Source organism: Actinacidiphila oryziradicis (assembly GCF_005047355.1).
In the GTDB taxonomy this organism is placed as follows: Bacteria; Actinomycetota; Actinomycetes; order Streptomycetales; family Streptomycetaceae; genus Actinacidiphila; species Actinacidiphila oryziradicis.
In genome coordinates this window covers 73,490-93,813 of record NZ_SUMC01000021.1, presented here as the reverse complement: position 1 = coordinate 93,813, position 20,324 = coordinate 73,490, and the positions used below count along the sequence as shown (strand labels likewise).

The window sequence follows — 20,324 nt, the reverse complement described above, 5'->3', positions numbered from 1 at the left end:
TGCGGGACCGCGATCGGTGGCCCCTAATAGCTGCTGATCACTCCATCGGTACGTGGCTGTAGCCCGGATGGACCAGGCCGGTTTACGACGGCAGGAGTGGGTGAGGCGATCAACAGAACGGTCAATAGCCCCCAAAAGGGAGGTGCACCCATGATCGGGTCTGCACACCACCGAACGGTCGAGCCGGTCGGGACGGCCGGGCAATCGGTGGGAGAGCTGGTGAAACAAGCGTCGGAGCAGCTGTCGGAGCTGGTCCGCGACGAGCTGCGGCTGGCCCAGGCGGAACTGGCGGCGAAGGGCAAGCGCGCGCGCATCGGTGGCGGGATGTTCGGCGTCGCCGCGGTGTTCGGGCTCATCGCGCTGGGGGCGCTGGCAGCGGCGGCGATCGCGGCTCTCTCCCTCGTGCTGCCTGTCTGGGCCGCCGCGCTGATCGTCGCGGGTGGGCTGCTCGCCGCGGCGGGGATCCTGGCGCTGGCCGGCAAGAAGGAGATGGGGCGCGCCATGCCCCCCACCCCTGAGCAGGCGATCGGCAGTGTGAAGGCCGACGTCCATGAGATCAAGGAAAGGGCACACCGATGACGAACAGCCCTGGCGCGGGTCCCGCAGGCAACGACCCGGGAGAGCTGCGCGAACAGGTGAGGCGGACCCGCGAGCAACTGGGCGAGACGGTCGAAGCGCTGGCCGCCAAGGTCGATCTGAAGGGCAGGGCGGAGGAGAAAGCCGCGCATGCGAAGGACGAGGTGCAGCACAGGGCGGCCCAGGTCCTCCACCTGGTACACGGGGGCAGGACGGCGGAGCACGTACAGACGGCGGGGGCGGAGGTCGCGCGGACCAGCCGCAGCAATCGGGGGCCCGTATTGGTCGCCGCCGGTGTCGTCGTAGCGGTGCTGGCGGTGATGGTGGTGCGCCGGCGTCAGAGCGGAAGGTGGTGCTGACCGGCTCAGAAGCAGGGCTTTGAGCCCTTCCGCACGGTGAGGTGCAGGTCGGTGAGCCGGAAGGTCGCCGCGCTGACGGAACGGGCCGTCTGGCGCAGGTGGTCGATGCGGACGGTGTCGGCCTGCTGGCCGAGGGTGCCCGCCGGGCCGTCGCTCACTCCGCTGAGGGTGGAGGCGTCCTGGCCGAAGATGATGTTGTGGAACTCGGCGTCGCCGGCGAGATCGTCGGTGTTCACGACGAGGCGGTCGGCGTGTACGGGCTTGCTGCCGCCGCCTGCCTTGATCACCAGGGTGACCGAGCCCATCACCGGCATCTTGGTGACCACCGACTGGCAGAGGTTGTGGAGGTCGGCCGACTTGATGCCGGACACCGCCTCCGGGAAGTCGCCCTTGGTCGTCTTGTCCACGGCCACGTACTGGGTGAAGCCAGTGCCTTCCAGCCGGTCGGCGGCGACCTGGAAGCTCTGCCCGGAGATCGCGCCGGGCTGTGCGGACACCGCGAGTGACACCGGCAGCAGACCGGCGGCCACGGTGGCCAGCACGGCGCCGGAGACGATCAGGGTAGGCACCATCACGATGGCGAGCCGTATCCAGCTGGTGCGGCCGGACGGACGGCGGGCGCGGGGAGTGCTCATTCCGCCATTGCAACCCCGGGGCAGAGGCGCGGCAACCGGAGGACTTAGTAGCTGTAGGGATTCGAATCAGGGTACGGATTCACGTACGGCTGATTCACGTACGGCTGTGGCTGCACGTACGGGAACTGGTACTGGGGCGGCACATGCCGGCCGTGCGGCTGCCAGGGCTGCCATGCCTGCCCGACGGGCGCCGTGCCGGGCCACGGGCGGCCCCAGCCCGGCGGGGGGTACGGGGGCCGGAGCGTGAAGGCTGCGTGGGCGAGAGCGGGCTGGGCGACGGCCTTGCGCTGCCACAGGTGATGCAGGAGCTCCTGCTCGCGGGCGGCGAAGTCGGGGCCGGCGGTGCCGCGGGCGGCGCGGGCGCGGAGGAACGCGAGGGACGTGGCGAACGACTGGTACTCGCGGACGGTACGGGCCGCGGCCTCCCCGCCCACGCGGCGGGCGGTCGTACGGGCGAGGCTGCGGGCCTTCATCGAGCCGAGGGCGAACGGCTCGGGGGCGGTGAGCCAGCCGGCCATGGCGTAGACGGGGAGCTGAGTGCGGATGGTCCGCAGCTCGTTGGCGCGGGACCAGACGGCAAGCCAGACCAGCAGCCCGAAGGCGGGGATCATGAGCGTCGCGTAGATCGCCAGAAAGCCGACGGGGCTCAGCGAGGCGGAGCCGTTCCAGGTGCCGTGCAGCGTCATCGCGAGCAGCCAGCCGCCGAGCGGGGCGAGCCAGCGGCGGGCCTGACCGGGGCGGCTGGTCGCGGCGATCGCGAAGCCTATGCCGGTGAGCGAGGTGAAGAGGGGGTGCGCGAAGGGGGTCATGACGACGCGCACGAAGAAGGTCGCCGCGGTCGTCGAGCTGGACAGCCCGGCCGCACTGTAGGCCTGGTCCTCGCTGAACGCCGAGCCGAGATACAGGATGTTCTCGGTGAAGGCGAAGCCGGTGGCGGTCAGGCCGGCTATGACGACGCCGTCCACGACGCCGGTGAAGTCCCGGCGGCGGAAGAGGAAGAGGAGCAGGACGGCGGAGCCTTTCGCCGACTCCTCGACCAGAGGCGCCACGAAGGTGGCACCCCAGCTGTCGGTCTGGCTGGGGGTGGCGGTGAAGGTCGTCGCCAGCAGATGGGTCGCGTACGAATTGGCGAGGATCGCGACGAGCGTCGCCGCGCAGGCGCCCCACGCGAAGGCGAAGACCGCGTTCCGCCACGGGGTCGGTTCCACCCGGTCCAGCCACAGGAACGCGAAGAGCAGCAGCGGCACCGGCAGGATCGCCAGCGTCAGGCCGACCAGGAAGCCCTCGGTCCCGGTCTGCTGGCGCACCAGGGCGAGAATGATCACTCCGCAGAGCGCGAGCAGCGCGAAAATGGCGGCCATGCGGAGCTTCCGGCTCTCCCAGAACGCGCGGCGCGGCCTGTACTGCCAGCGGTACTGCTCAGGAAGAGCGAACTGGTGCTGCTGCTGTCCGGGGTACTCCGGGACGGCCAGGCCCGGCCCTGGCTCGGGGCCGGGCGAATGTGAGTACGAGGGAGGGAGCGGCACCACTCGACCATAGCCGGTCGGGCGAGCGGGATTACGGTGTGCGGGTGAAGAGCAGGTCATGAACGACATGGCCCTTCTCAAGGCCCTGGCGCTCGAATTTGGTCATCGGACGGAACGCCGGGCGGGGGGCGTAGCCGTCGCCGTACTGGTTGATCAGGTCCGGGCTGACCGAGAGGACCTCGAGCATCTGCTCGGCGTACGGCTCCCAGTCGGTCGCGCAGTGGAAGGCCGCCCCGGCGCGGAGCCGGGAGGCGGCGAGCGCGACGAATTCCGGCTGGATCATGCGGCGCTTGTGGTGCCGTGCCTTCGGCCAGGGGTCCGGGAAGTAGATGCGCAGGCCGGCCAGGGACGCGGGCGCCAGCATTTCGCGGAGCAGGATGATCGCGTCGCCGTTGGCGATCCGTATGTTGGTGAGGTTCGCCTGATCCGCGAGGTTGAGCAGATTGCCCTGGCCGGGGGTGTGGACGTCCGCGGCGAGGATGCCGATGCCTTCGGCGGCGGCATCGGCGGCCATCCGGGCGGTGGCGTCGCCCATGCCGAAGCCGATTTCCAGGATCACGGGGTTGTCCGGGGCGAGCCCCGCTCCGGCGAAGAGCTTGCCGAGGTCGAGGGAAGTGCCGTCGATCTCCACACCCCACTCCGCCCAGTGGCGCTCCAGCGCTGCGGCCTGGCCTCGCGTCAGACGCCCCCGGCGGGCGTGGAACGTGCGGATACGGCGCTCATGGTGCGAGGTGGCGGGGTCCGATGCCGGGCCGGTGGGGAATTTTGGGGAGGTGCTCACAATGCGTTGATTCTACGGCGCGGGCCTGTCCGGACAGGTCCTAGGGCCTGTCCGGACAGGCCCTAGGCGGTCTGCAGGGCGGCCAGCGCGCGGTCGGCGATTTCGCGGCCGATCGGGAGCGAAGCCGTGGCCGCGGGCGAAGGCGCGTTGAGCACGTGGGTGAAGGGGGCGCTGCCGGAGAAGAGGAAATCATCGACGAGCGTGCCGTCGCGGTGGACCGCTTGGGCGCGGACCCCGGAGGCGGCGGGTATGAGGTCCTCGGGACGGACTTCGGGGAGCAGACGGCGGACGGAGGCGGTGAAGGCGCGTTTGGAGAGGGAACGGGCGATCTCGGAGGTCTCGTAACGCCAGTGGCGGCGGGCCACCCGCCATGTGCCGGGGAAGCGGACGGTGTCGGCTACATCACGCGCGCGGATGGTGCGGCGGTGGTATCCCTCGCGGGCCAGGGCGGGGACGGCGTTGGGCCCGAGGTGGACGCCGCCGTGGACATCGCGGGTGAGATGCACGCCGAGGAAGGGGAAGGCGGGGTCCGGGACCGGGTAGACCAGGCCCCGCACGAGGCCGTTGCGGGGCGGGGTCAGCGCGTAGTACTCGCCTCGGAAAGGGACTATCCGGACGGGCGGGTGATCGCCGGCGAGGCGGGCGACGCGGTCGGAGTGCAGACCGGCGCAGTTGACCAGCGACCGGGAGCGGAGGGACCCGGCGGTGCTGCCGACGAGGACGTCAGGGCCACGGCGGATGATCGCGGTGACCTCGGCGCCGTAGCGGATATCCGCGCCGGCGTCGGTGGCGAGCCGGGCGAGGGTGGTGGCGACGGCGCCGAAGTCACAGATGCCGGTGGTGCCGACATGGATGGCGGCCAGTCCCCACACCCGGGGTTCGTACTCCGCGATCTGGGCGGGGCCGAGCTCGCGGACGGGAATGCCGTTCTCACGGCCGCGCTGGACGAGGGCATGGAGGCGGGGCAGCTCGTCCCGCTCCGTCGCGACGATCAGCTTGCCGGTGACTTCGTGCGGGATGTCGTGCTCGGTGCAGAACTTCACCATCTCGGCGGCGCCCTGCACCGCGAAGCGGGCCTTGAGCGAGTCCGGCTTGTAGTAGATCCCGCTGTGGATCACGCCGCTGTTGTGACCGGTCTGATGGCGGGCCGGGCCGCGCTCCTTCTCCAGGACGGTGACGCGGGTGCCGGGCGCGGCCTGGGTGATCGCGTAGGCCGTGGAGAGGCCGACGATGCCCGCGCCGATGATGACGACGTCCGTCGTGTCCACGGTGCACCTCCCCGGGGGTTGTCGGGTTCTGCGCCGGGCCCGTTGTCGGACCCTTCACCACGATGATGCCTTGGCCCACTGACAGTGGCCGCAAACCTCCCTTGACCGGACTCTGGGTCATAGCATGCGGCATCACCGGCCAAAATGGGCGATACGGCCTCCGCGCCGGGGTGCGCTTGCTCGGTTGTTGGGGTCGGGGTCGCCTCCGGGGTGACTCTCCCCCAACCTTCGGCCGGGAGGTGCCCCCACGACTGTGTGCCAGGACCCGGCGTGCTTTGCGCCATCGCCGGCGGCACTTGGGCGACACAGTCTGCAGAGACACCCCTGCACCGCCCCCTCCGGCCGTCACAGCGCCTTGCGGTGCGTGGTGTCCTGCGGTGCAGACCACCGGCTTGGGGTGCGTTGGTTTTACGGTCTCCGCCACGGCGAGGCCGTCACGCGCCTGTCCGGCCGGGAGCGGACGCGCCGGGGTGTCCCCGCAGGGGACGAGCACATGCACCCCGGGTGCGTGTCTTGCGGACCCGCACGTGCGAGCCCCGAGGAGATCACCCCACAGCGGCCCCGACCCCCACCACCACATCGCGCGCCGGCACGCACGACCACCCAGCCCGTCCGGCGTTTGTGGGGGCACCTCCTGGCGGCGCCTCCCGGCCGAAGGCTGGGGGAGGTAGCTGGGGGAGGAACTGGTACGCCCGGCAGAGGGGGCGGGACCGTGCTGGCCCAGCAGGGCTAACCCAGCCCGTCCGGCGCTTGAGGACAAAACGGCAACCCCGCACCGGGGCGCCCCGGCACCGCATCGGCCAGCCCGGCGAGGGCTACGCTACGCCGGGGCCGCCAAGAGCGGGCGGGCCCGTTCGCGGAGCTCGGCGACCCGGGGCTCGTTCCCGTACGGTTCGAGGCGGTGGAGGAGATCGCGGACGTACTCGGTGGTGCGGGCGGACGATATGCGGCCGGCGACTTCCACAGCCTTGGTGCCGGCGGCGCACGCGGCATCGAGATTGCCGGACTCCAGTTCGGCGACGGCGGAGACGACCAGGCGGAGGCCGTGCGAGCGGACGAACTCCTCCGTGGGGCGGGCGAGCGCCGTCTCGGTGAAGCGCCGGACCTGTCGGGGGACGCGGAGATCGCGGTAGCACTCGGCGGCGTCGGCGGCGAGCCGGTCGTAGGAGTAGAAGCCGAGCCATGCCGGATCGCCGTCGCCGTCGCGCGAACGCTCCAGCCAGCCCTCGGCGGCGGTGATGGCGGTGGCGCACGCGGCGGAGTCGTCCGCCTTGGCGTGGGCGCGGGCCTCGACTAGGTGGAAGAAGCTCATGGTGCGGGCGGTGGCGAGCCCGCGGTTGCGCTCCAGGGCGGCCTGGGCCAGATCGACACCCTCGTCGGCGAAGCCGCGGTACGTGGCCTGCAGTGACATCGATGCCAGGACATAGCCGCCCAGCGGGACGTCGGCGGCGGCGCGGGCGAGCCGCAGCGCCTGGATGTAATAGCGCTGGGCGGCCTCCTGCTGCCCGGTGTCGAAGGCCATCCAGCCGGCGAGCCGGGTCAGTTCGGCGGTGGCCCCGAAGAGGGAGCGGCCGACCTCGTCGGTGTACGAGCCGAGGAGGAGCGGGGCCGCCTCGACGCGCAGGCATTCGGGCACCATGCCGGAACGCCAGTCACCGCCGCCGTACTTGGAGTCCCAGCGGCGGGCGTCCTCGGCGGCCTCGCGGAGCTTGGAGACATCGGAGTGCCCCACATGGGCGGTCCCCGGTGCGGGCGCGTCCCGCGCAACTCTGGCGTCGGCCGGGGTGATGAGCCAGCGCGAGGCGGGGGTCACATAGGCGCTGACGGCGAAGGACCCGGCGAGGCTCTGCCAGATCCCGCCGCCGCCCGGCCCGCGCCGCCCGGCGAGGTCGAGCCGCCACAGGTCGGTGGCGGACTTCACCGCCTCGCTGACATCGCGCGGGAAGGCGAGGCCCACCTCAGGCGCCGGATCGGCGTCGGCCAGGCCGATTTCGTGCAGCGGCACGGGCCGGCCGAGCTTGCTGCCTATGGCGGCCGCGATCAGATGGGGGGCGGCGCCCTGGGGCACCATGCCCTTGGTGACCCAGCGGGCGACCGAGGTCTTGTCGTAGCGGAGCGTCAGACCTCTCTGGGCTCCGAGATCGTTGACGCGCCGGGCGAGGCCGGCGTTACTGATGCCGGCCAGGGCGAGAAGGCTGCCGAGTTTCTCGTTCGGCCCCCGGTGTTCCTTGTTCATGACGGTCATGGGCACTCCTCGCCGGACGCGAGAGGGCTGCGTACGTCTGTTGCTACCACGCTCACGCCCTACTACACCCCCTCGACGCAACAACGGCCGCCCCGGTGGCCCCTTGTGGAGGACTGACCGGGACGTTCGCTTATCGGGTACACCCAGAGTAGTTCGCCGCATCCCTACCGTTAAGGGCTGTCGTGACGATGGCGGGATTACTGCCCTGCACCTGGCGTGTGCTACCGGCGTATGCGGCTGTGCGCCCGGCCGCGCGCTCTGTGCCCGGATGGTGGGCCGGGCTTCCATGGTGATGTGGGTCGGCCCGCAGCTCCCACTAGCGGCTATGGGGGGCGGCGGCGGGCCAGGGGGCTCCGCCGCCACAATCCCCGCGGGCGGCGGACCGGTCCGGGAGGTGTATCGGCACCTCCCGGACTGTGGCACAAACGCGTGTCCATGGCCCACGCGCATTTTGGCGTGATTACGACGTTTCAAGCCTGTAAGAGCGTTCGAAACGGCTGGGGTCGACCGGCCGAGGCCCCACCGGACCGCGCGAAAAGCGCGGCCCGGCGCTCTTGCATGCCTCCACGCGCCCTCTTGCGCCCCGCTCCGTGGCAGCATGTCTACAAGTTGTCCACAGCAGCTGGAGGCGGCGATGCGGTGGTTGGTGGGGTGGAGCAGCGCCGCCGCGGGCCCAGTTCCGGGATCCGGGGGTGTTCCGGGGGCCCGGAGTACAAGGGCCCGCACGGTACTGCCGGTAGGCGCACAGGTGTTGTGGGGCGATCCCGATCCCCTGTGGGCCGTAGGCGACTGGCGCCCGGACGAAGTGCGCGTCGTGCATGCCGAACCAGGTGGCGGCGACGGTCAGGGCGGCGGGTACGGATATGAGTACGGGGCCGGATATCGCGACGGGAGCGGCAGCGGCAGAGGCGGCGCCAACGGGCGGCGGAACGGCACCGGTGACGCCTACTCCGGGATCACCCGGCTCGCCGTCCTCGGCCAGTGCCGCGCCAGCGACGCCCAGTTGCGCGTCGGCCTCTTCGCGGCACGCGGCGGAGCGCTGCGGCATCTGACGGCCTGGCCCGGCAGTTATACGGTGGTTCTCCAGATCGGGCGCCGTATCACGGTGCTTGGCGACCTCGCCGGCGCGCGGCCGGTTTTCCACACCCCCTGGGAGGGGCGCACCGCATATGCGACCGCCGCACTCCCGCTCGCCGACCTGACCGAGGCCGCGCTCGACGTCACCCATCTCGCGGCCACCCTCGCCTGCCCCGACTCGCCCGAGGCACTCGGCGACGGCACCCCATATGCGGGCGTCCGCCGCGTGCCTCCGGGCCACGCCCTGATCCTGCGGGACGGTGTGCCGCAGGTCGCCGACTACGAACCCGCGGTGTCCCTCGTCGTCAGCGCCGCCGTCGCCGATCCCGACGTGGCGGTCGCGGGGGTGCGCGACGCCCTCGTGGAGGCCGTACGGACCCGGCTCGCGCAGCCCCGCTTCGTACCCGATCCCGGGTCCGGGGAGGAGGCGCCCGCGCCCGGGATCGGCGCCGACCTGTCCGGCGGCAGCGCCTCCGGGACCCTCGCACTGCTCGCCGCCGGGCTGCCCGGGCAACCCGGCATGCCGCTCGGCTTCGGCGGCCAGGCCGGGCAGCGGCTGCTGGCCGTCACCTTCAACGACCTCGCGGGCGGCAGGGACCCGGGCCGGGCCGCCGAGCTGGAGCGGGCCCACGCCATGGCCGCCGACCCCCGGCTGCACCACGTAGTGGTGCAGGGCGGCGCGGACGCGCTGCCCTACGCCGACCTCGGCAGCGGCCCCCTCACGGACGAGCCCGGCCCCGCACTCGTCATAGCCGAACGGCACCGGGCGCGGTTGCTCGCGGGTGGCGCCGATCATCTCGTGGGACACGGCGCCCGGCAGGTGCTGGACGCCCACCCGGCTCGGCTGGCGGACCTGCTCATGGACCGCCGCCGGCGCCATCTGCTGCGGCCGGTCACCGCCCTGGCCAAGGCGGACGGGGCGCTCGCGCCGCTCTCCGTGTACCGCGCGGCGCGGCGGCTGGCCCGCACCGGTTATCAACAGGGTGTGGAGGACGTCGCGGCGCGGCTCCTTCAGGGGCGCTTCGACGACGACGTCAGCGGCGGGTCGGCCGGCTCCATGGGGCTGGCCGCCGGCTCCGGGGCCGGCAGCGCGCTCTTCGCCTCGCTGGCAGCCATGGCCTGGTGCCGGCCCGGGCCCGCCGCCCGCTGGCTCACCGGCGAGGCACTCGCCGAAGTATCGGTTCGCCTCCAGGACGCGGCGGCCCGTCCCGCCCCCACCGAGCGCCCCGGCGAACGGCGCGCCCGCGCCGCGCTCGCCCGGTACGCCGCCGACCACCGCGTATTCGAGCAGGCCGTCGCCGTGCCGGACCAGCGGATCCATGCCCCCTTCCTCGACAACCAGGTCGTCCGCGCCTGCCGCGCCCTGCCGGAGGCCCTGCGCGTCCAGCCCGGCGCCCGCTCCGCCGTCCTCCGGGCAGTCCTCGCCGCCTCCGGGATCCGCGACCTCCCGCCCGGCTGGGGCGCCAACTCGCACGCCTCGACCGCTGCCGCGGCCCGGGCCGGGCTGCGGACCTCCGTCGAGGACCTGGTCCAGCTCTTCGAGGCCCCGCTCCTCGCCGACGCCGGGCTCATAGAGGCCCGCGTCGTACAGGGCGCGCTCCGGGCTGCCGCCGCCGGTGAACCGCTTCCGCTGGACGGGCTCGCCGAGTTGGTGGGCACCGAGGTGTGGCTACGGCGGCTGCTCGCCCGGCGCGGGTCGTGCTGGACCGGAACGGACGCGCCGGGGCAGCGTGCGGTAGCGGGGGGCGTGCAGCGGCTTTCGCTGTGACCGGGACCGTCACTGTCACTGTCACTGTCAGTGCTGTCCCCCACAATGGGAACCCAGGACACCGAAGGAACCAGGGGACGGCAATGGCAGTGTGGGACGACCTGGTCGGCCAGGAACGGGTCACCGCGCAGCTCACCGCTGCCGCGCGGGACGCCGACGCCGTGGTGTCGCACGCGGTCGCCGCCTCGTCCGCGTCGAAGATGACCCACGCCTGGCTGTTCACCGGCCCGCCCGGCTCCGGGCGGGCCGGCGCGGCGCGGGCGTTCGCCGCCTCGCTGCAGTGCGTCAGCCCCGACCGGGCGCTGGGCGGTGCGCCCGGCTGCGGCTTCTGCGACGGGTGCCATACGGCGCTGATCGGGACACACGCCGATGTGGAGATCGTCCGCACCGACCAGCTCTCCATCGGCGTGAAAGACACCCGTAACCTCGTACGCAGGGCGAATCTCTCCCCCGCGAACGGCCGCTGGCAGGTGATCGTCCTGGAGGACGCCGACCGCCTCACCGAGGGCGCCGGAAATGTGCTGCTCAAGGCAGTCGAGGAGCCCGCGCCCCGCACCGTGTGGCTGCTCTGCGCCCCCTCCCTGGAGGACGTGCTGCCGACCATCCGCTCCCGTTGCCGGCACCTCACCCTCCGTACCCCTCCCGTCGAGGCCGTCGCCGACCTCCTCGTACGGCGGGACGGCATCGAGCCCGCGGTCGCCGAAGCCGCCGCCCACGCCACCCAGGGCCACATCGACCGGGCCCGCCGCCTCGCCACCGACGAGGGGGCCCGATCGCGCCGGGCTGCCGTCCTGAAGGTGCCGCTGCGCGTCGGCGACGTCGGGGGCTGCCTGAAGGCCGCCCAGGAGCTGGTCGACTCCGCCTCCGAGGACGCCAAACAGGTCGCCGACGAGGTCGACACGAAAGAGACCGAAGAGCTTCGCGCCGCCCTCGGCGCCGGTGCCGGCGCGGGCAGCCGCATGCCCCGTGGCACCGCCGGTGTCATGAAGGACCTCGCCGACCGCCAGAAGCGCCGCTCCACCCGCACCCAGCGCGACACCCTCGACCTCGCCCTCACCGACCTGGCCGGCTTCTACCGCGACGTCCTCGCCCTCCAGATCGGCACCCGGGTCGCCCTCGCCAACATCGATACCCGCCACGCCATCGAGCGCATCGCCTCCGGCTCCCGGCCCGAGAACACCCTCCGCCGCATAGAAGCGGTGCTGGCCTGCCGCCAGGCCCTGGACCGCAACGTGGCCCCGCTGCTCGCCGTCGAGGCCATGACCCTGGCGCTGCGCGCCGGCTGACGGCAGGTGCCGCGCCTACGCCGCGAGGTGCTTCCCGCCGAGCGGCCCAGCCCCGCCCGTAGTCCGGGAGCGGCAGGCGGAGGCTGCTGCAAGCGGGTGATCATTTGGCCCCCGCCGCGTCGCCGCCCCCCGCACACCAGCGCATGGCGCACGCTGCAAACGTGGCCCATGTCGTCCTGATCGCCCTCCTGGCGCTGGCAAGCATCACCGCCGCCGCGCTGGCGCGGTCGGCGCTCCGCTACCGGTGGGCCCAGCGCGCCGGGCTGCCGTACGAGCTGCCGGTACGGCACTTCGGCACGGCTCTGCGCACCGCGGGAGCGGCAACAGCGGCGGCGACGGCCCTGGCGGTGGCGGCGGCACTGCCGGCCGCACCGGATGCGGCGCCCCCGGCGGTCGCCCGCTTCGCCGCCGCCCCCGTCCACGCACCTGCGCGGTCCCGGCCCGCGCCGCCCGCCCCTGAGCCGCCCGCGGCGCCGCCCCGCACCATCGGCCACCCCGCCCACGGCACCCTGCAACGGCTGGCGGACGGCACCCGGGTCTGGCTGCCGCCGCAATACGCCTACCGCAAGGCCGCCCACGTGGCCTTTCCCGTCGTCGTGGCGTACGCATCCGCGTCCGGCGCCGACGACCGGAATCTCTTCGAGGGCTTCGCGGCGCACGTCGCACAAGGCCTCGCGGACCCGTTCGTGCTGGTCCTGCCGGCCCGCTGCGAGGCAACGGCCCGGGACGCCCGGGCCCCGTCGGTCGTCGCCCGCCGCTATCGCTACCGCGTCGTCCCCGGCCAGGCCGCACGCGGCGTGCTCGGCGTCGGCGACGGCGCGGCCTGCGCCGTACGCGACGCCTGGGCCCACCCGGACCGCTACCGCGCCGCCGTCGGGGTCTCCGGCACCTACCCGGCGCGGCTGCCACCCGGCTCCGGCACCGATCTGCTGCTGGCGACAGCCTCCGGCGACGAGGCCGCCCGGCTCTCCGCCCGCCGCTTCAGGGAGGCGCTGCGCGGCCGGCACGGCCGGACCGAGATCCGCGTCACGGACGGGGCCGGGCAGCGAAGTCGCGTCTTCGGCGCCGTAGCGGGATATTTGACCGAGAAGTTGACCGGACCTGATCGTATTCACTCGTAAGTGGGTGGCAGAGGACGGTCCTCCCACATCGGACGGATACGCTCCCAACCACCCGACGGGAGGAACCAGAAGCAACCGATGGATACCCTTCGCCTGCTCCGCACCTGCGGCACTGTCCTGGCGGTCGCCGGGGCGCTGCTCTCCGCCTGCTCCGCCAACGGCACCGGCCACAGCGCCGTCGCCTCCTCCCCACCGAACGTCTCGGGGACGCAGCCCGCCGCAGCGTCCGCCGCCGCTTCCCCGGCCGCCGACCTGACGTCGTACTACAGCCAGAAGCTGACCTGGCGCTCCTGCCTCGACACCGGCTTCCAGTGCGCCACCATGAAGGTGCCGCTCGACTACGCCCACCCAGACTCCGCAACCGACCTGAAGCTCGCCGTGGCCCGTAAGAAGGCCTCCGGCCCCGGCGGGCGACTCGGCTCCCTCCTGGTCAACCCGGGCGGCCCCGGTGGCTCCGCCATCGACTACCTGCGCTACGCCGCGACCGCCTCCGGCTTCCCGGCCGCGGTCAGGGCCCGCTACGACATGGCCGCCGTCGACCCGCGCGGGGTCGCCCGCAGCGAGCCGGTCATCTGCCTCACCGACCAGCAGATGGACGCCTACACCGCGACCGACGTCACCCCCGACGACCAGTCCGAGATCAACAAGCTCGTCGCCGCCGACAAGAGCTTCGACCAGGGCTGCGAGAAGCGCTCCGGCAAGCTCCTCGGCCATGTCTCCACCGTCGATTCCGCCCGCGACCTGGACGTCCTGCGCGCACTCCTCGGCGACAACAAGCTCACCTACGTCGGCGAGTCCTACGGATCCTTCCTCGGCGCCACCTACGCAGGGCTCTTCCCCAAGCGCGTAGGCCGGCTCGTCCTCGACGGCGCCGTGGACCCCTCCGTATCCGCCCTCGATTCCAGCCGCGCCCAGGCCGGCGGCTTCCAAACCGCCTTCAACTCCTTCGCCGCGGACTGCGTCAAGCTCGCTGCCTGCCCCCTCGGCACCAAGAGCGCCACCGACGCCGGCCACCGCCTCGACCAGCTCTTCACCAAGCTCGACGCCAACCCGCTCCCCACCGGCACCACCCGCAAGCTCACCGAGGCACTCGGCACCACCGGCGTCGTCGAAGCCATGTACACCAACGCCTTCTGGCCCTCCCTCCGCACTGCCCTCACTAAGGCCGAAAAGGGCGACGGCAGCGGCCTCCTCCAGCTCTCCGACGCGTACTACGAGCGCACCAGCTCCGGCAAATACCCCAACCTCATGTACGCCAACGCCGCCGTCAACTGCCTCGACTTCCCCCCTGCCTTCACCGGCCCCGCCGCCGTCGAAGCAGCCCTCCCCTCCTTCGAGCGCGCCTCCTCCCACTTCGGCCGCAACCTCGCCTGGGCCAGCCTCCCCTGCGCCTACTGGCCCGTCCCCGCCACCGGCCGCCCCCACCGCATCACCGCCCCCGGCGCCGCCCCCATCCTCGTCGTCGGCACCACCCGCGACCCGGCCACCCCCTACGCCTGGGCCAAGTCCCTCGCCTCCCAGCTCACCTCCGGCGTCCTCCTCACCTACAACGGCGACGGCCACACCGCCTACAACCGCGGCAGCGCCTGCATCGACACCGCCGTCAACCACTACCTCCTCGACGGCGCCACCCCCGCCAACGGCAAGACCTGCAGCTGAGCGGTGAGGAGCACCCTTCCGGACTGTGTAGACTTGGCGCCGCTGCTGATGTCACGCCCACCGTGGCCCGGCAGCGCGCCGCCTTAGCTCAGTTGGCCAGAGCAACGCACTCGTAATGCGTAGGTCTCGGGTTCGAATCCCGAAGGCGGCTCACATAAAGCCCAGCTCAGAGGGTATCTGAGCTGGGCTTTTGGCATTACTGGATGCGCCTGCGGCGGCGTGCGCGAGCGTCGCGTGATGGCGTGGGCTCAGTCTTGGTCTCAGTTTTGGCTTCAGGCTCCGGCCAGAGCGCGTCTCCCATCCGGCGGACCGCCTCCTCCGTGAGGGGTGTCGTGGCGTGCACGTACCGGCGGGTCATGTTGAGCCCGGAGTGGCCGAAGATTTCCATGATGGTCCGGATGTCCACTCCCAGCTCATTCAGGATCGTGCCTGCGGTGTGGCGGCTGTCATGGAGGCGCCGGTCCGAGATGCCCGACTCCTCAAGCAGGTCCTTGAACTCCTGCCAGTCCTGGCGCGGGTCAAGCGGCCTACCGTCCGGCCGCGCGAACACCACGTCGTGTTCCTCCCACGCCTCACCGGCCGCCGCCCGCTGTTCTTCCTGGCGGGCGCGGTGCTCGCGCAGGAATGGGATGAGCGGCGGCGGGATGGGGATGATGCGGCGGCTCTTCTTGGTCTTCGGCCGGGTGAAGACCAGACCGCCGCCCTGCCGGTCCGGGCAGGTGCTCGCGTGCTTCGCGCACTTCGGCGGGCATGGCTTCGGGCACCCTCGCTTGTAGTCCTTATGCGTGGTGCAGCCGGACGGGCACGGCTCGAACCGGTGCAGCCGGGCGCCGCAGGCATGCGGGTCCTCGCACCCATGGCGCCAGGTGAGGCGCTGAAGCTGCCACAGCGTCTTCAGGTGCCCGGCGTCCAGATCGACGTACGTCCATCGCAGGCCCAGCGATTCTCCTTGCCGGATGCCGAGACCCACCCCGAGGGCCCACCGGAGTGCGGTAGGCCGCTTGGTGGCGGCATGGAGGAAGGCGCGCGCCTCCTCCTGGGTGAACGGGTTCACCTCTTCCTCGTCCACGCTCGGCGGGTCCACCAGGGTCGCGATGTTCCGGCCGACCAGTTCGCGACGGTGCGCGATCTTCAGCGCGCGGGAGAGGATGCGGTGCACCTTCAGCACGTGGGACGGCGCGCGGCCCTTCTTGAGCAGGGCGGCGTACATCTCGTCCAGGTGCTCCGGCCGCAGGCGGTCGAGGCGGTGCGCGCCGATATTGGGGATGATGTCGTTGCGGGTCTTTGACCAGTAGTCATCGAGCGACCGGGGCTTGAGCTTGTGCACCGCGATGGTGCCGAGGTAGGTGTCCATCCACTTCGCCACGGTCGGGATGCGGCCCGCCTTGGGCGCGCGGCCGGCGTCGCGCTGCTTCTCCAGCTCCTTGACCTTGCGGCGGACTTCCGCCTCGGTCTTCGCGCGACGGTGGCGGCGGTCGGGTGTCCCGTCGCTCTTCATCCCCATCGTGACGCGACCGTGCCACCACCCGTCATTCCCCAGGTAGACGGACGATTCCATGTTGGGTTTGCGGGAGCTCACGCTTCCTCCAATGCGAGAGGCGGGCCGGTGTGACCGGCCCGCCTCGGTTGCTCTGTGTTCAGTTGGATTCCGTGGCTAGCCCGGCCACGTATGTTTCGAGGTCGGTCACGCGGATGCGGCGCGACCGACCGCGCTTGACGAACTTCAACGTCCCGTCTGCCATCAGTTCGTAGACCGTGGAACGTCCTATCCGTAGTGCCTCGGCGGCTTCCTCTGGCGTGTAGAGGAGCGGCGCGACGGGCGCTGTAGCGGTGCTCACCGGTGGTGCCTCCTCGCTATGGCGGGCTTGGGGGAGAGGAAGAGGCCCCGCACCCCCGCCGCAGAAATCGCAATATCCGCAGAAACCCGGTGGGATGCTGCTGACCTGCGGGGATGCGGTGGGCCCGGGTGTGGGGGCGGGTCTGCCGCAGAATCCGCAGAATCCGCAAAAACATGGGTCGGCCGTTCGGCGGCGCCGGGTGCCGGGGATTTTTGCGGTTTCTGCGACTTGTGCGGCAGCCGCCCTGCGGGTGCAGGGGCGGGGCGTCGCCGCAGGTCAGTGCCGGTGTCCGGGTATTTTTGCGATTTTGCGGTTTGTGCGGGCGGGGTCGGGGGGTGGGGGCGGGTCATGCGGGGGGTTGTTCGGTGTGGGTGGCGGGGTTGATTTGGTAGCGGGGTGCGGGTGGGCGTCCGCGTCCGCCGGTGCGTTCGGGGGTGTAGGTGCGCAGGTAGCCGTGTTCTTCGAGGAGGGTGGCGGCGGGTTCGAGGTCGGTGACGGTGGGGAATTCGGTGCGGCTGAGTTTGGCGAAGAGGTCGCGGCGGCTGACGTCGTCCCATTGGTTGGCGCGTAGGACGTCGAGGAGGGTGCGGGCGCGGTTGATGGTGGGGTCGGCGCCCATGGCGTCGAAGACGGCGAGGGCGTGGGCGGTGAAGTAGTCCCCGAGGGTGATGGCGGCGTGCATGGTGGCTTCGGGGACGGGGTGGGCGTGGCCGTCGTGGGGGTGGTCGGCGAGGTGGAGCAGGCCGGCTATGCGGGCGGTGGCGCCGGCGAGTTTCCCGGCCCAGTCGCTGATGTGCCCCAGCGTGCCGCCGCGTGCGGCGAGCTTGGGTTCAATGCGCTGTTGGTAGGCGATCAGGGCCGCGTCGGCGGCGGGCGTGAGCTGGACGACAGCGGGGTCGGTCCACTCTGCGAGGGACAGTGTCAGGTCGGTGATGTTGGCGGCGTAGGCGGCGGCGACATCCGCGGGGACGGGGTCGGTGATGATGTCCCGGTGGCCCACGAGGGAGGTGGGCATGGAGTACAGGAACCTGCCGAGCAGGCCGCGCCCCTTGAAGCCCTTCACCTTCGCGATGTCGTGCAGCACCTGCGGTTGGACGGACAGGCCCATAGTCAGGGCGGGGTGGTCGATGTACTCCTTCCTGGTCTGGCGGTCCACCCGCAGGCGGTCGCCTGCGTGGCCTTTGAGGAAGACCCCCATGTTGGGGGCGCCGGAGTAGCGGCCGGCGATGATGTCGAAGATCTCGCCTTCGGCGGACATGACCGAGATCCGGCCGCCCTGCTCTGCCATGCGGGAGGTGACGGTCTCGGCGGTGGCGTCGTCCGCCAAGAGCTGGGGTTCGGCGGGAATGGTGACGGTCTCGGCCGTCTGGGCCATGCCGATGGCTTCGAGGATGAGTTCGTCGCGCTTGTCGGCGGCGGCGGACGCTGCCTTGGCCGCTGCTTTGTCGGCGGCGTCCTTGGCGATCCGGGCCGTCATCTCCGCTTCGATGATGGCCGGCTGCAACCGGGCCTTGAGCTGCTTTTCGGCGTCGTAGAGGGGGTCGGTGAGTAGGGCGAAGACGGCGGATTTGCGGTTGGCGGGCGGGAGGGCGACCACGACGAACAGGTTGGTGGGCTCGCTCCAGTTGCCCCGCACGTGCACGACCGAGCGGCCCCCGGCGGCGGTGGCGAGCACCGCCAGGGCGATGCAGCCGGGCAGGTCGATGGGGGTCTGTGTCTCCTGCGCCACGGCTTCGGTGAACTCCCGCAGCCACCCGGGCAGAACGTGCGAGGGGAACGCCGGAAGTTCCCGCTTGCCGGTCAGGGGGATGGGCTCCTCCCACACTTCCGGCGCGTCCGGGGCGGTGTCGAGGGCGAAGCCGTCCCACAGGCCGCCGGCGGGTAGGTCGTGTTGGGTGGTCATGTCGTGCTCCCTTGCCCCGTGGCGCCCCGGTAGGGCCCGCTACGGCCCGTGGCATCGAACTCCAGTTCCCTTGGGGTGCCGGTGAGCCCTGAGGGCGCCAGGGCGCCGCTGACGGCTTCGGCGGTCGGGACGTGCGGGGCGGAGAGGCGGAGAAGGACGGCCTGACGGCCGACGGCTTTCCAGGAACGGCCGCCACCGCCGTGCGGGGTGTCGGCGGCGGGGGCGTGTGCCAGCCGGTGGGGGGAGGGGGTGGTCATGCCGCCCTCCCCGTGCCGGTGCTGAGGCCGTTGGTGACGGCGCGTTCCGCGTACGCTTGGGGGACGCCGACGGAGACGGCCGCGGCGATGATCTGCCGCCCTATGGTCTCCAGGTCGCATGGTCCGGGGCATTGTGCGTGCAGAGCGCCCAGGAACTGGGCCACTCCGAACGCCTGTGATCCGGCGCCGGATTCGGTGCGGGCTCGCACCATGGCCACACCGCGTTCCAGGCCGGTGCGCACGTACCGGCGGGTGTGTCGGCATCCGGTGGCCACGGCCGGGTCCCACTCGGCGCGTTCGGGGACCGAAGAGACCACCCTCCCCGGGGCTGGGGTGGTCTCTTGCCCTGCGAGGAGGTCACGGACGGCAGACGGCAGGTGCGCCATGGTGCCGGAGCCGGGTCCGAGCCAGCGGGCGTAGGCCATGCGCGACTTGATGTCCACACCGTGCCGGACGGAGTTAGCCGACCGCGTGACGCCCCGGTAGATCCAGTGCTCCCCGCGTGTTGTGTGCACGGTCCTGGTGGGCGGCAGGGTCTCTCGCGCCCACGCGACGGCTTGTAGGTCGTCGAGGTCCACGACGGTCAGCCCGGCTCCTGCGGGGTGGTAGGCGACGGCTTGGGCCTCACGCCACGGCGCAGTCCACGCGGGGGAAGTGATCACTGCGGTGTCGGTCGTCGCAGCTGCCCAGCCGTGGCACACGGCGGGGCAACGGCACTCTCCCGTGCTCTTCATGTGGGGACGCCCGCCACATGCGCAGCCCGCGCACGCACGGCAGTTCCCGAACGGCAGCTTCCCTTCCCGCAGAGGCAGCACCGGCACGCCCGCTGCTGCCAGTTCCAGGGCGGTTCGCAGGTGGCCGTTCACGCGGCCACCTCCTGCGCGCGGGAGGTGAGGAAGGCGCGGCCGATGTGGCGGGTGTAGGCGGGCGGGATGGCCTCGCGCAGGCCGTCGCGGTTGGCCCAGGGCATTCCCATGACGTCGCGTGCGAGGGCGACGCCGGAGAAGTTGCCGACGATGTGCAGGAACTCCCCCTCGCGGGCCGGGCGGCCCATCTTGGCCGTGCGCGCGGTGTGCTGCGGGTGGCGCGGCGCTGCCATGGGGAATGTGGTCTCGAACAGGCGGTGGCGGTAGGTGCGCAGGCCGAACATCGCGCCGCACAGGGTCACCGGGTCGTGCAGGGGTGCGCCGGGGACGTTCTCGATGATGTAGGGGATGTCCGCGGCTTCGAAGGCGTCGCGTACGGGGTCGATGAGGTCGGGGTGGTGGCGGCCCTGGATCTGCTGGCACCGGGTGTGGGCCTGGCAGGGCGGGGAGGCGTGGCCGAGGTCGAATTCGTGCCCGTGCTCGCGGATGAACTCCACCGCGTCGCCCTGGACGAAGGTGAAGGGGTAGCGGGGCTGCGGGGCGATGTCGATGCCGGTGACGTCGAATCCGGCGTCGTGGTAGCCCTTGCCGGCGCCGCCCTGGCAGCAGAAAGCGTCAAGGACGCGGGGGCGGCGGGATCGCCGGAAGGGGGGGAGTTGGGTCATGCTGGGGTTCCTCCTGTGTTCTGTGCAGCAGGGGTGAGAGCCGGGGCGGTCGCGTGTCTTTGGCGAGATCGGGCGACCGCCCCGGGCGGCTCTAGGTGCGGGTGGCGTTGTGCCAGGCTGCGTATTCCTGGCGGACGTAGGGCCGGTGCGAGGGGTCCCACTCCGGCGAGCCGGGGCCGATGGGCCCGGCGCTCGTGCCGTGCTCGCGGTCGTAGTCGGCGAGGGCGTGGGCTGCGGCCGCCGCGGTGGTGACGGCGTCGGCAGCAACCGCGGGCGCGTACGTGTCGGCTTCCTGCAGCGCGATCCGGTCCAACACCGCTGCCTTACGCAGCCGCTGCTCACGGACGGCCTGACCGGTGCGCTCCCCGGGCCTGACGAGCCTGACGGTCAGGGTGAGCACGGTGCTGATCTCGCGGATGAGGGGTGGTGCGTCGGCGTAGGCGGCGGCGGGTGTGGGGGCGTCGAATCCGGCGCCGGTGTGCGGGTCGGTCACG

At 72.0% G+C, this 20,324-nt stretch carries 18 protein-coding genes and 1 tRNA gene; 7 read left to right on the top strand and 12 right to left on the bottom strand.

The window, feature by feature from the left end:
• Positions 1-150: 150 nt before the first annotated feature.
• Complete coding sequence (locus FCI23_RS22135) at positions 151-579, top strand: phage holin family protein (RefSeq protein WP_136725671.1); 429 nt, start codon at positions 151-153, stop codon at positions 577-579.
• Positions 576-935 carry a DUF3618 domain-containing protein gene (locus FCI23_RS22130; protein WP_136725670.1) on the top strand — a complete coding sequence of 120 codons (360 nt, stop codon included), beginning with the start codon at positions 576-578 and terminating at the stop codon, positions 933-935. The genes FCI23_RS22135 and FCI23_RS22130 overlap by 4 nt, the downstream gene beginning before the upstream one ends.
• Positions 936-940: 5 nt before the next feature.
• On the opposite strand, the gene FCI23_RS22125 is transcribed toward FCI23_RS22130, so the two are convergent.
• From FCI23_RS22125 to FCI23_RS22105, 5 genes are all read right to left on the bottom strand, one after another.
• Entirely contained in the window at positions 941-1,570 is a 630-nt protein-coding gene (locus FCI23_RS22125; RefSeq protein ID WP_136725669.1) for a DUF6230 family protein, read from the bottom strand.
• A gap of 44 nt (positions 1,571-1,614) precedes the next feature.
• The gene (locus tag FCI23_RS22120) at positions 1,615-3,156 is read right to left on the bottom strand and encodes a PrsW family glutamic-type intramembrane protease (protein WP_136725722.1); all 1,542 of its coding nucleotides are present in this window, start codon (positions 3,154-3,156) and stop codon (positions 1,615-1,617) included.
• Positions 3,128-3,877, bottom strand: a complete 750-nt coding sequence (gene trmB / locus FCI23_RS22115) for a tRNA (guanosine(46)-N7)-methyltransferase TrmB (protein ID WP_246143898.1) — start codon at positions 3,875-3,877, stop codon at positions 3,128-3,130. The genes FCI23_RS22120 and trmB overlap by 29 nt, the downstream gene beginning before the upstream one ends.
• Positions 3,878-3,939: 62 nt before the next feature.
• Entirely contained in the window at positions 3,940-5,145 is a 1,206-nt protein-coding gene (lhgO, locus tag FCI23_RS22110) for an L-2-hydroxyglutarate oxidase (protein WP_136725667.1), read from the bottom strand.
• A gap of 820 nt (positions 5,146-5,965) precedes the next feature.
• Positions 5,966-7,381, bottom strand: coding sequence for an MFS transporter (locus FCI23_RS22105; RefSeq protein ID WP_136725721.1), 1,416 nt, complete (start codon positions 7,379-7,381; stop codon positions 5,966-5,968).
• A 643-nt stretch (positions 7,382-8,024) separates the two neighbouring features.
• Between FCI23_RS22105 and FCI23_RS22100 the strand changes: the two genes are divergently transcribed.
• From FCI23_RS22100 to FCI23_RS22080, 5 genes are all read left to right on the top strand, one after another.
• Positions 8,025-10,235, top strand: a complete 2,211-nt coding sequence (locus FCI23_RS22100; protein WP_136725666.1) for an asparagine synthase-related protein — start codon at positions 8,025-8,027, stop codon at positions 10,233-10,235.
• Between the two features lie 83 nt (positions 10,236-10,318).
• Entirely contained in the window at positions 10,319-11,521 is a 1,203-nt protein-coding gene (locus FCI23_RS22095) for a DNA polymerase III subunit delta' (protein WP_136725665.1), read from the top strand.
• Between the two features lie 161 nt (positions 11,522-11,682).
• Entirely contained in the window at positions 11,683-12,642 is a 960-nt protein-coding gene (locus FCI23_RS22090; protein ID WP_136725664.1) for a hypothetical protein, read from the top strand.
• Between the two features lie 78 nt (positions 12,643-12,720).
• Positions 12,721-14,301, top strand: coding sequence for an alpha/beta hydrolase (locus tag FCI23_RS22085; protein WP_136725663.1), 1,581 nt, complete (start codon positions 12,721-12,723; stop codon positions 14,299-14,301).
• A gap of 77 nt (positions 14,302-14,378) precedes the next feature.
• Positions 14,379-14,452, top strand: a tRNA-Thr gene (locus tag FCI23_RS22080).
• A gap of 45 nt (positions 14,453-14,497) precedes the next feature.
• On the opposite strand, the gene FCI23_RS22075 is transcribed toward FCI23_RS22080, so the two are convergent.
• The 7 genes from FCI23_RS22075 to FCI23_RS56525 all read right to left on the bottom strand — a co-directional run bounded on the left by FCI23_RS22075 (position 14,498) and on the right by FCI23_RS56525 (position 20,323).
• Positions 14,498-15,880, bottom strand: a complete 1,383-nt coding sequence (locus FCI23_RS22075) for a site-specific integrase (RefSeq protein WP_136725662.1) — start codon at positions 15,878-15,880, stop codon at positions 14,498-14,500.
• A 58-nt stretch (positions 15,881-15,938) separates the two neighbouring features.
• The gene (locus FCI23_RS22070; RefSeq protein ID WP_136725661.1) at positions 15,939-16,139 is read right to left on the bottom strand and encodes a helix-turn-helix domain-containing protein; all 201 of its coding nucleotides are present in this window, start codon (positions 16,137-16,139) and stop codon (positions 15,939-15,941) included.
• 346 nt (positions 16,140-16,485) lie between these two features.
• Positions 16,486-18,042, bottom strand: a complete 1,557-nt coding sequence (locus FCI23_RS22065) for a YfjI family protein (RefSeq protein WP_136725660.1) — start codon at positions 18,040-18,042, stop codon at positions 16,486-16,488.
• Positions 18,039-18,299, bottom strand: a complete 261-nt coding sequence (locus tag FCI23_RS22060) for a hypothetical protein (RefSeq protein WP_136725659.1) — start codon at positions 18,297-18,299, stop codon at positions 18,039-18,041. Before FCI23_RS22060 ends, FCI23_RS22065 begins: the two co-directional genes overlap by 4 nt.
• Positions 18,296-19,165 (bottom strand): bifunctional DNA primase/polymerase, encoded by an 870-nt coding sequence (locus FCI23_RS22055; RefSeq protein WP_136725658.1) that lies wholly within the window; start codon positions 19,163-19,165, stop codon positions 18,296-18,298. Before FCI23_RS22055 ends, FCI23_RS22060 begins: the two co-directional genes overlap by 4 nt.
• A complete protein-coding gene (locus tag FCI23_RS22050) occupies positions 19,162-19,830 on the bottom strand; it encodes a methyltransferase domain-containing protein (protein WP_136725657.1) in 669 nt (222 codons plus the stop codon). Before FCI23_RS22050 ends, FCI23_RS22055 begins: the two co-directional genes overlap by 4 nt.
• A gap of 91 nt (positions 19,831-19,921) precedes the next feature.
• Positions 19,922-20,323 (bottom strand): hypothetical protein, encoded by a 402-nt coding sequence (locus FCI23_RS56525; protein ID WP_169316884.1) that lies wholly within the window; start codon positions 20,321-20,323, stop codon positions 19,922-19,924.
• Position 20,324: the final 1 nt, after the last annotated feature.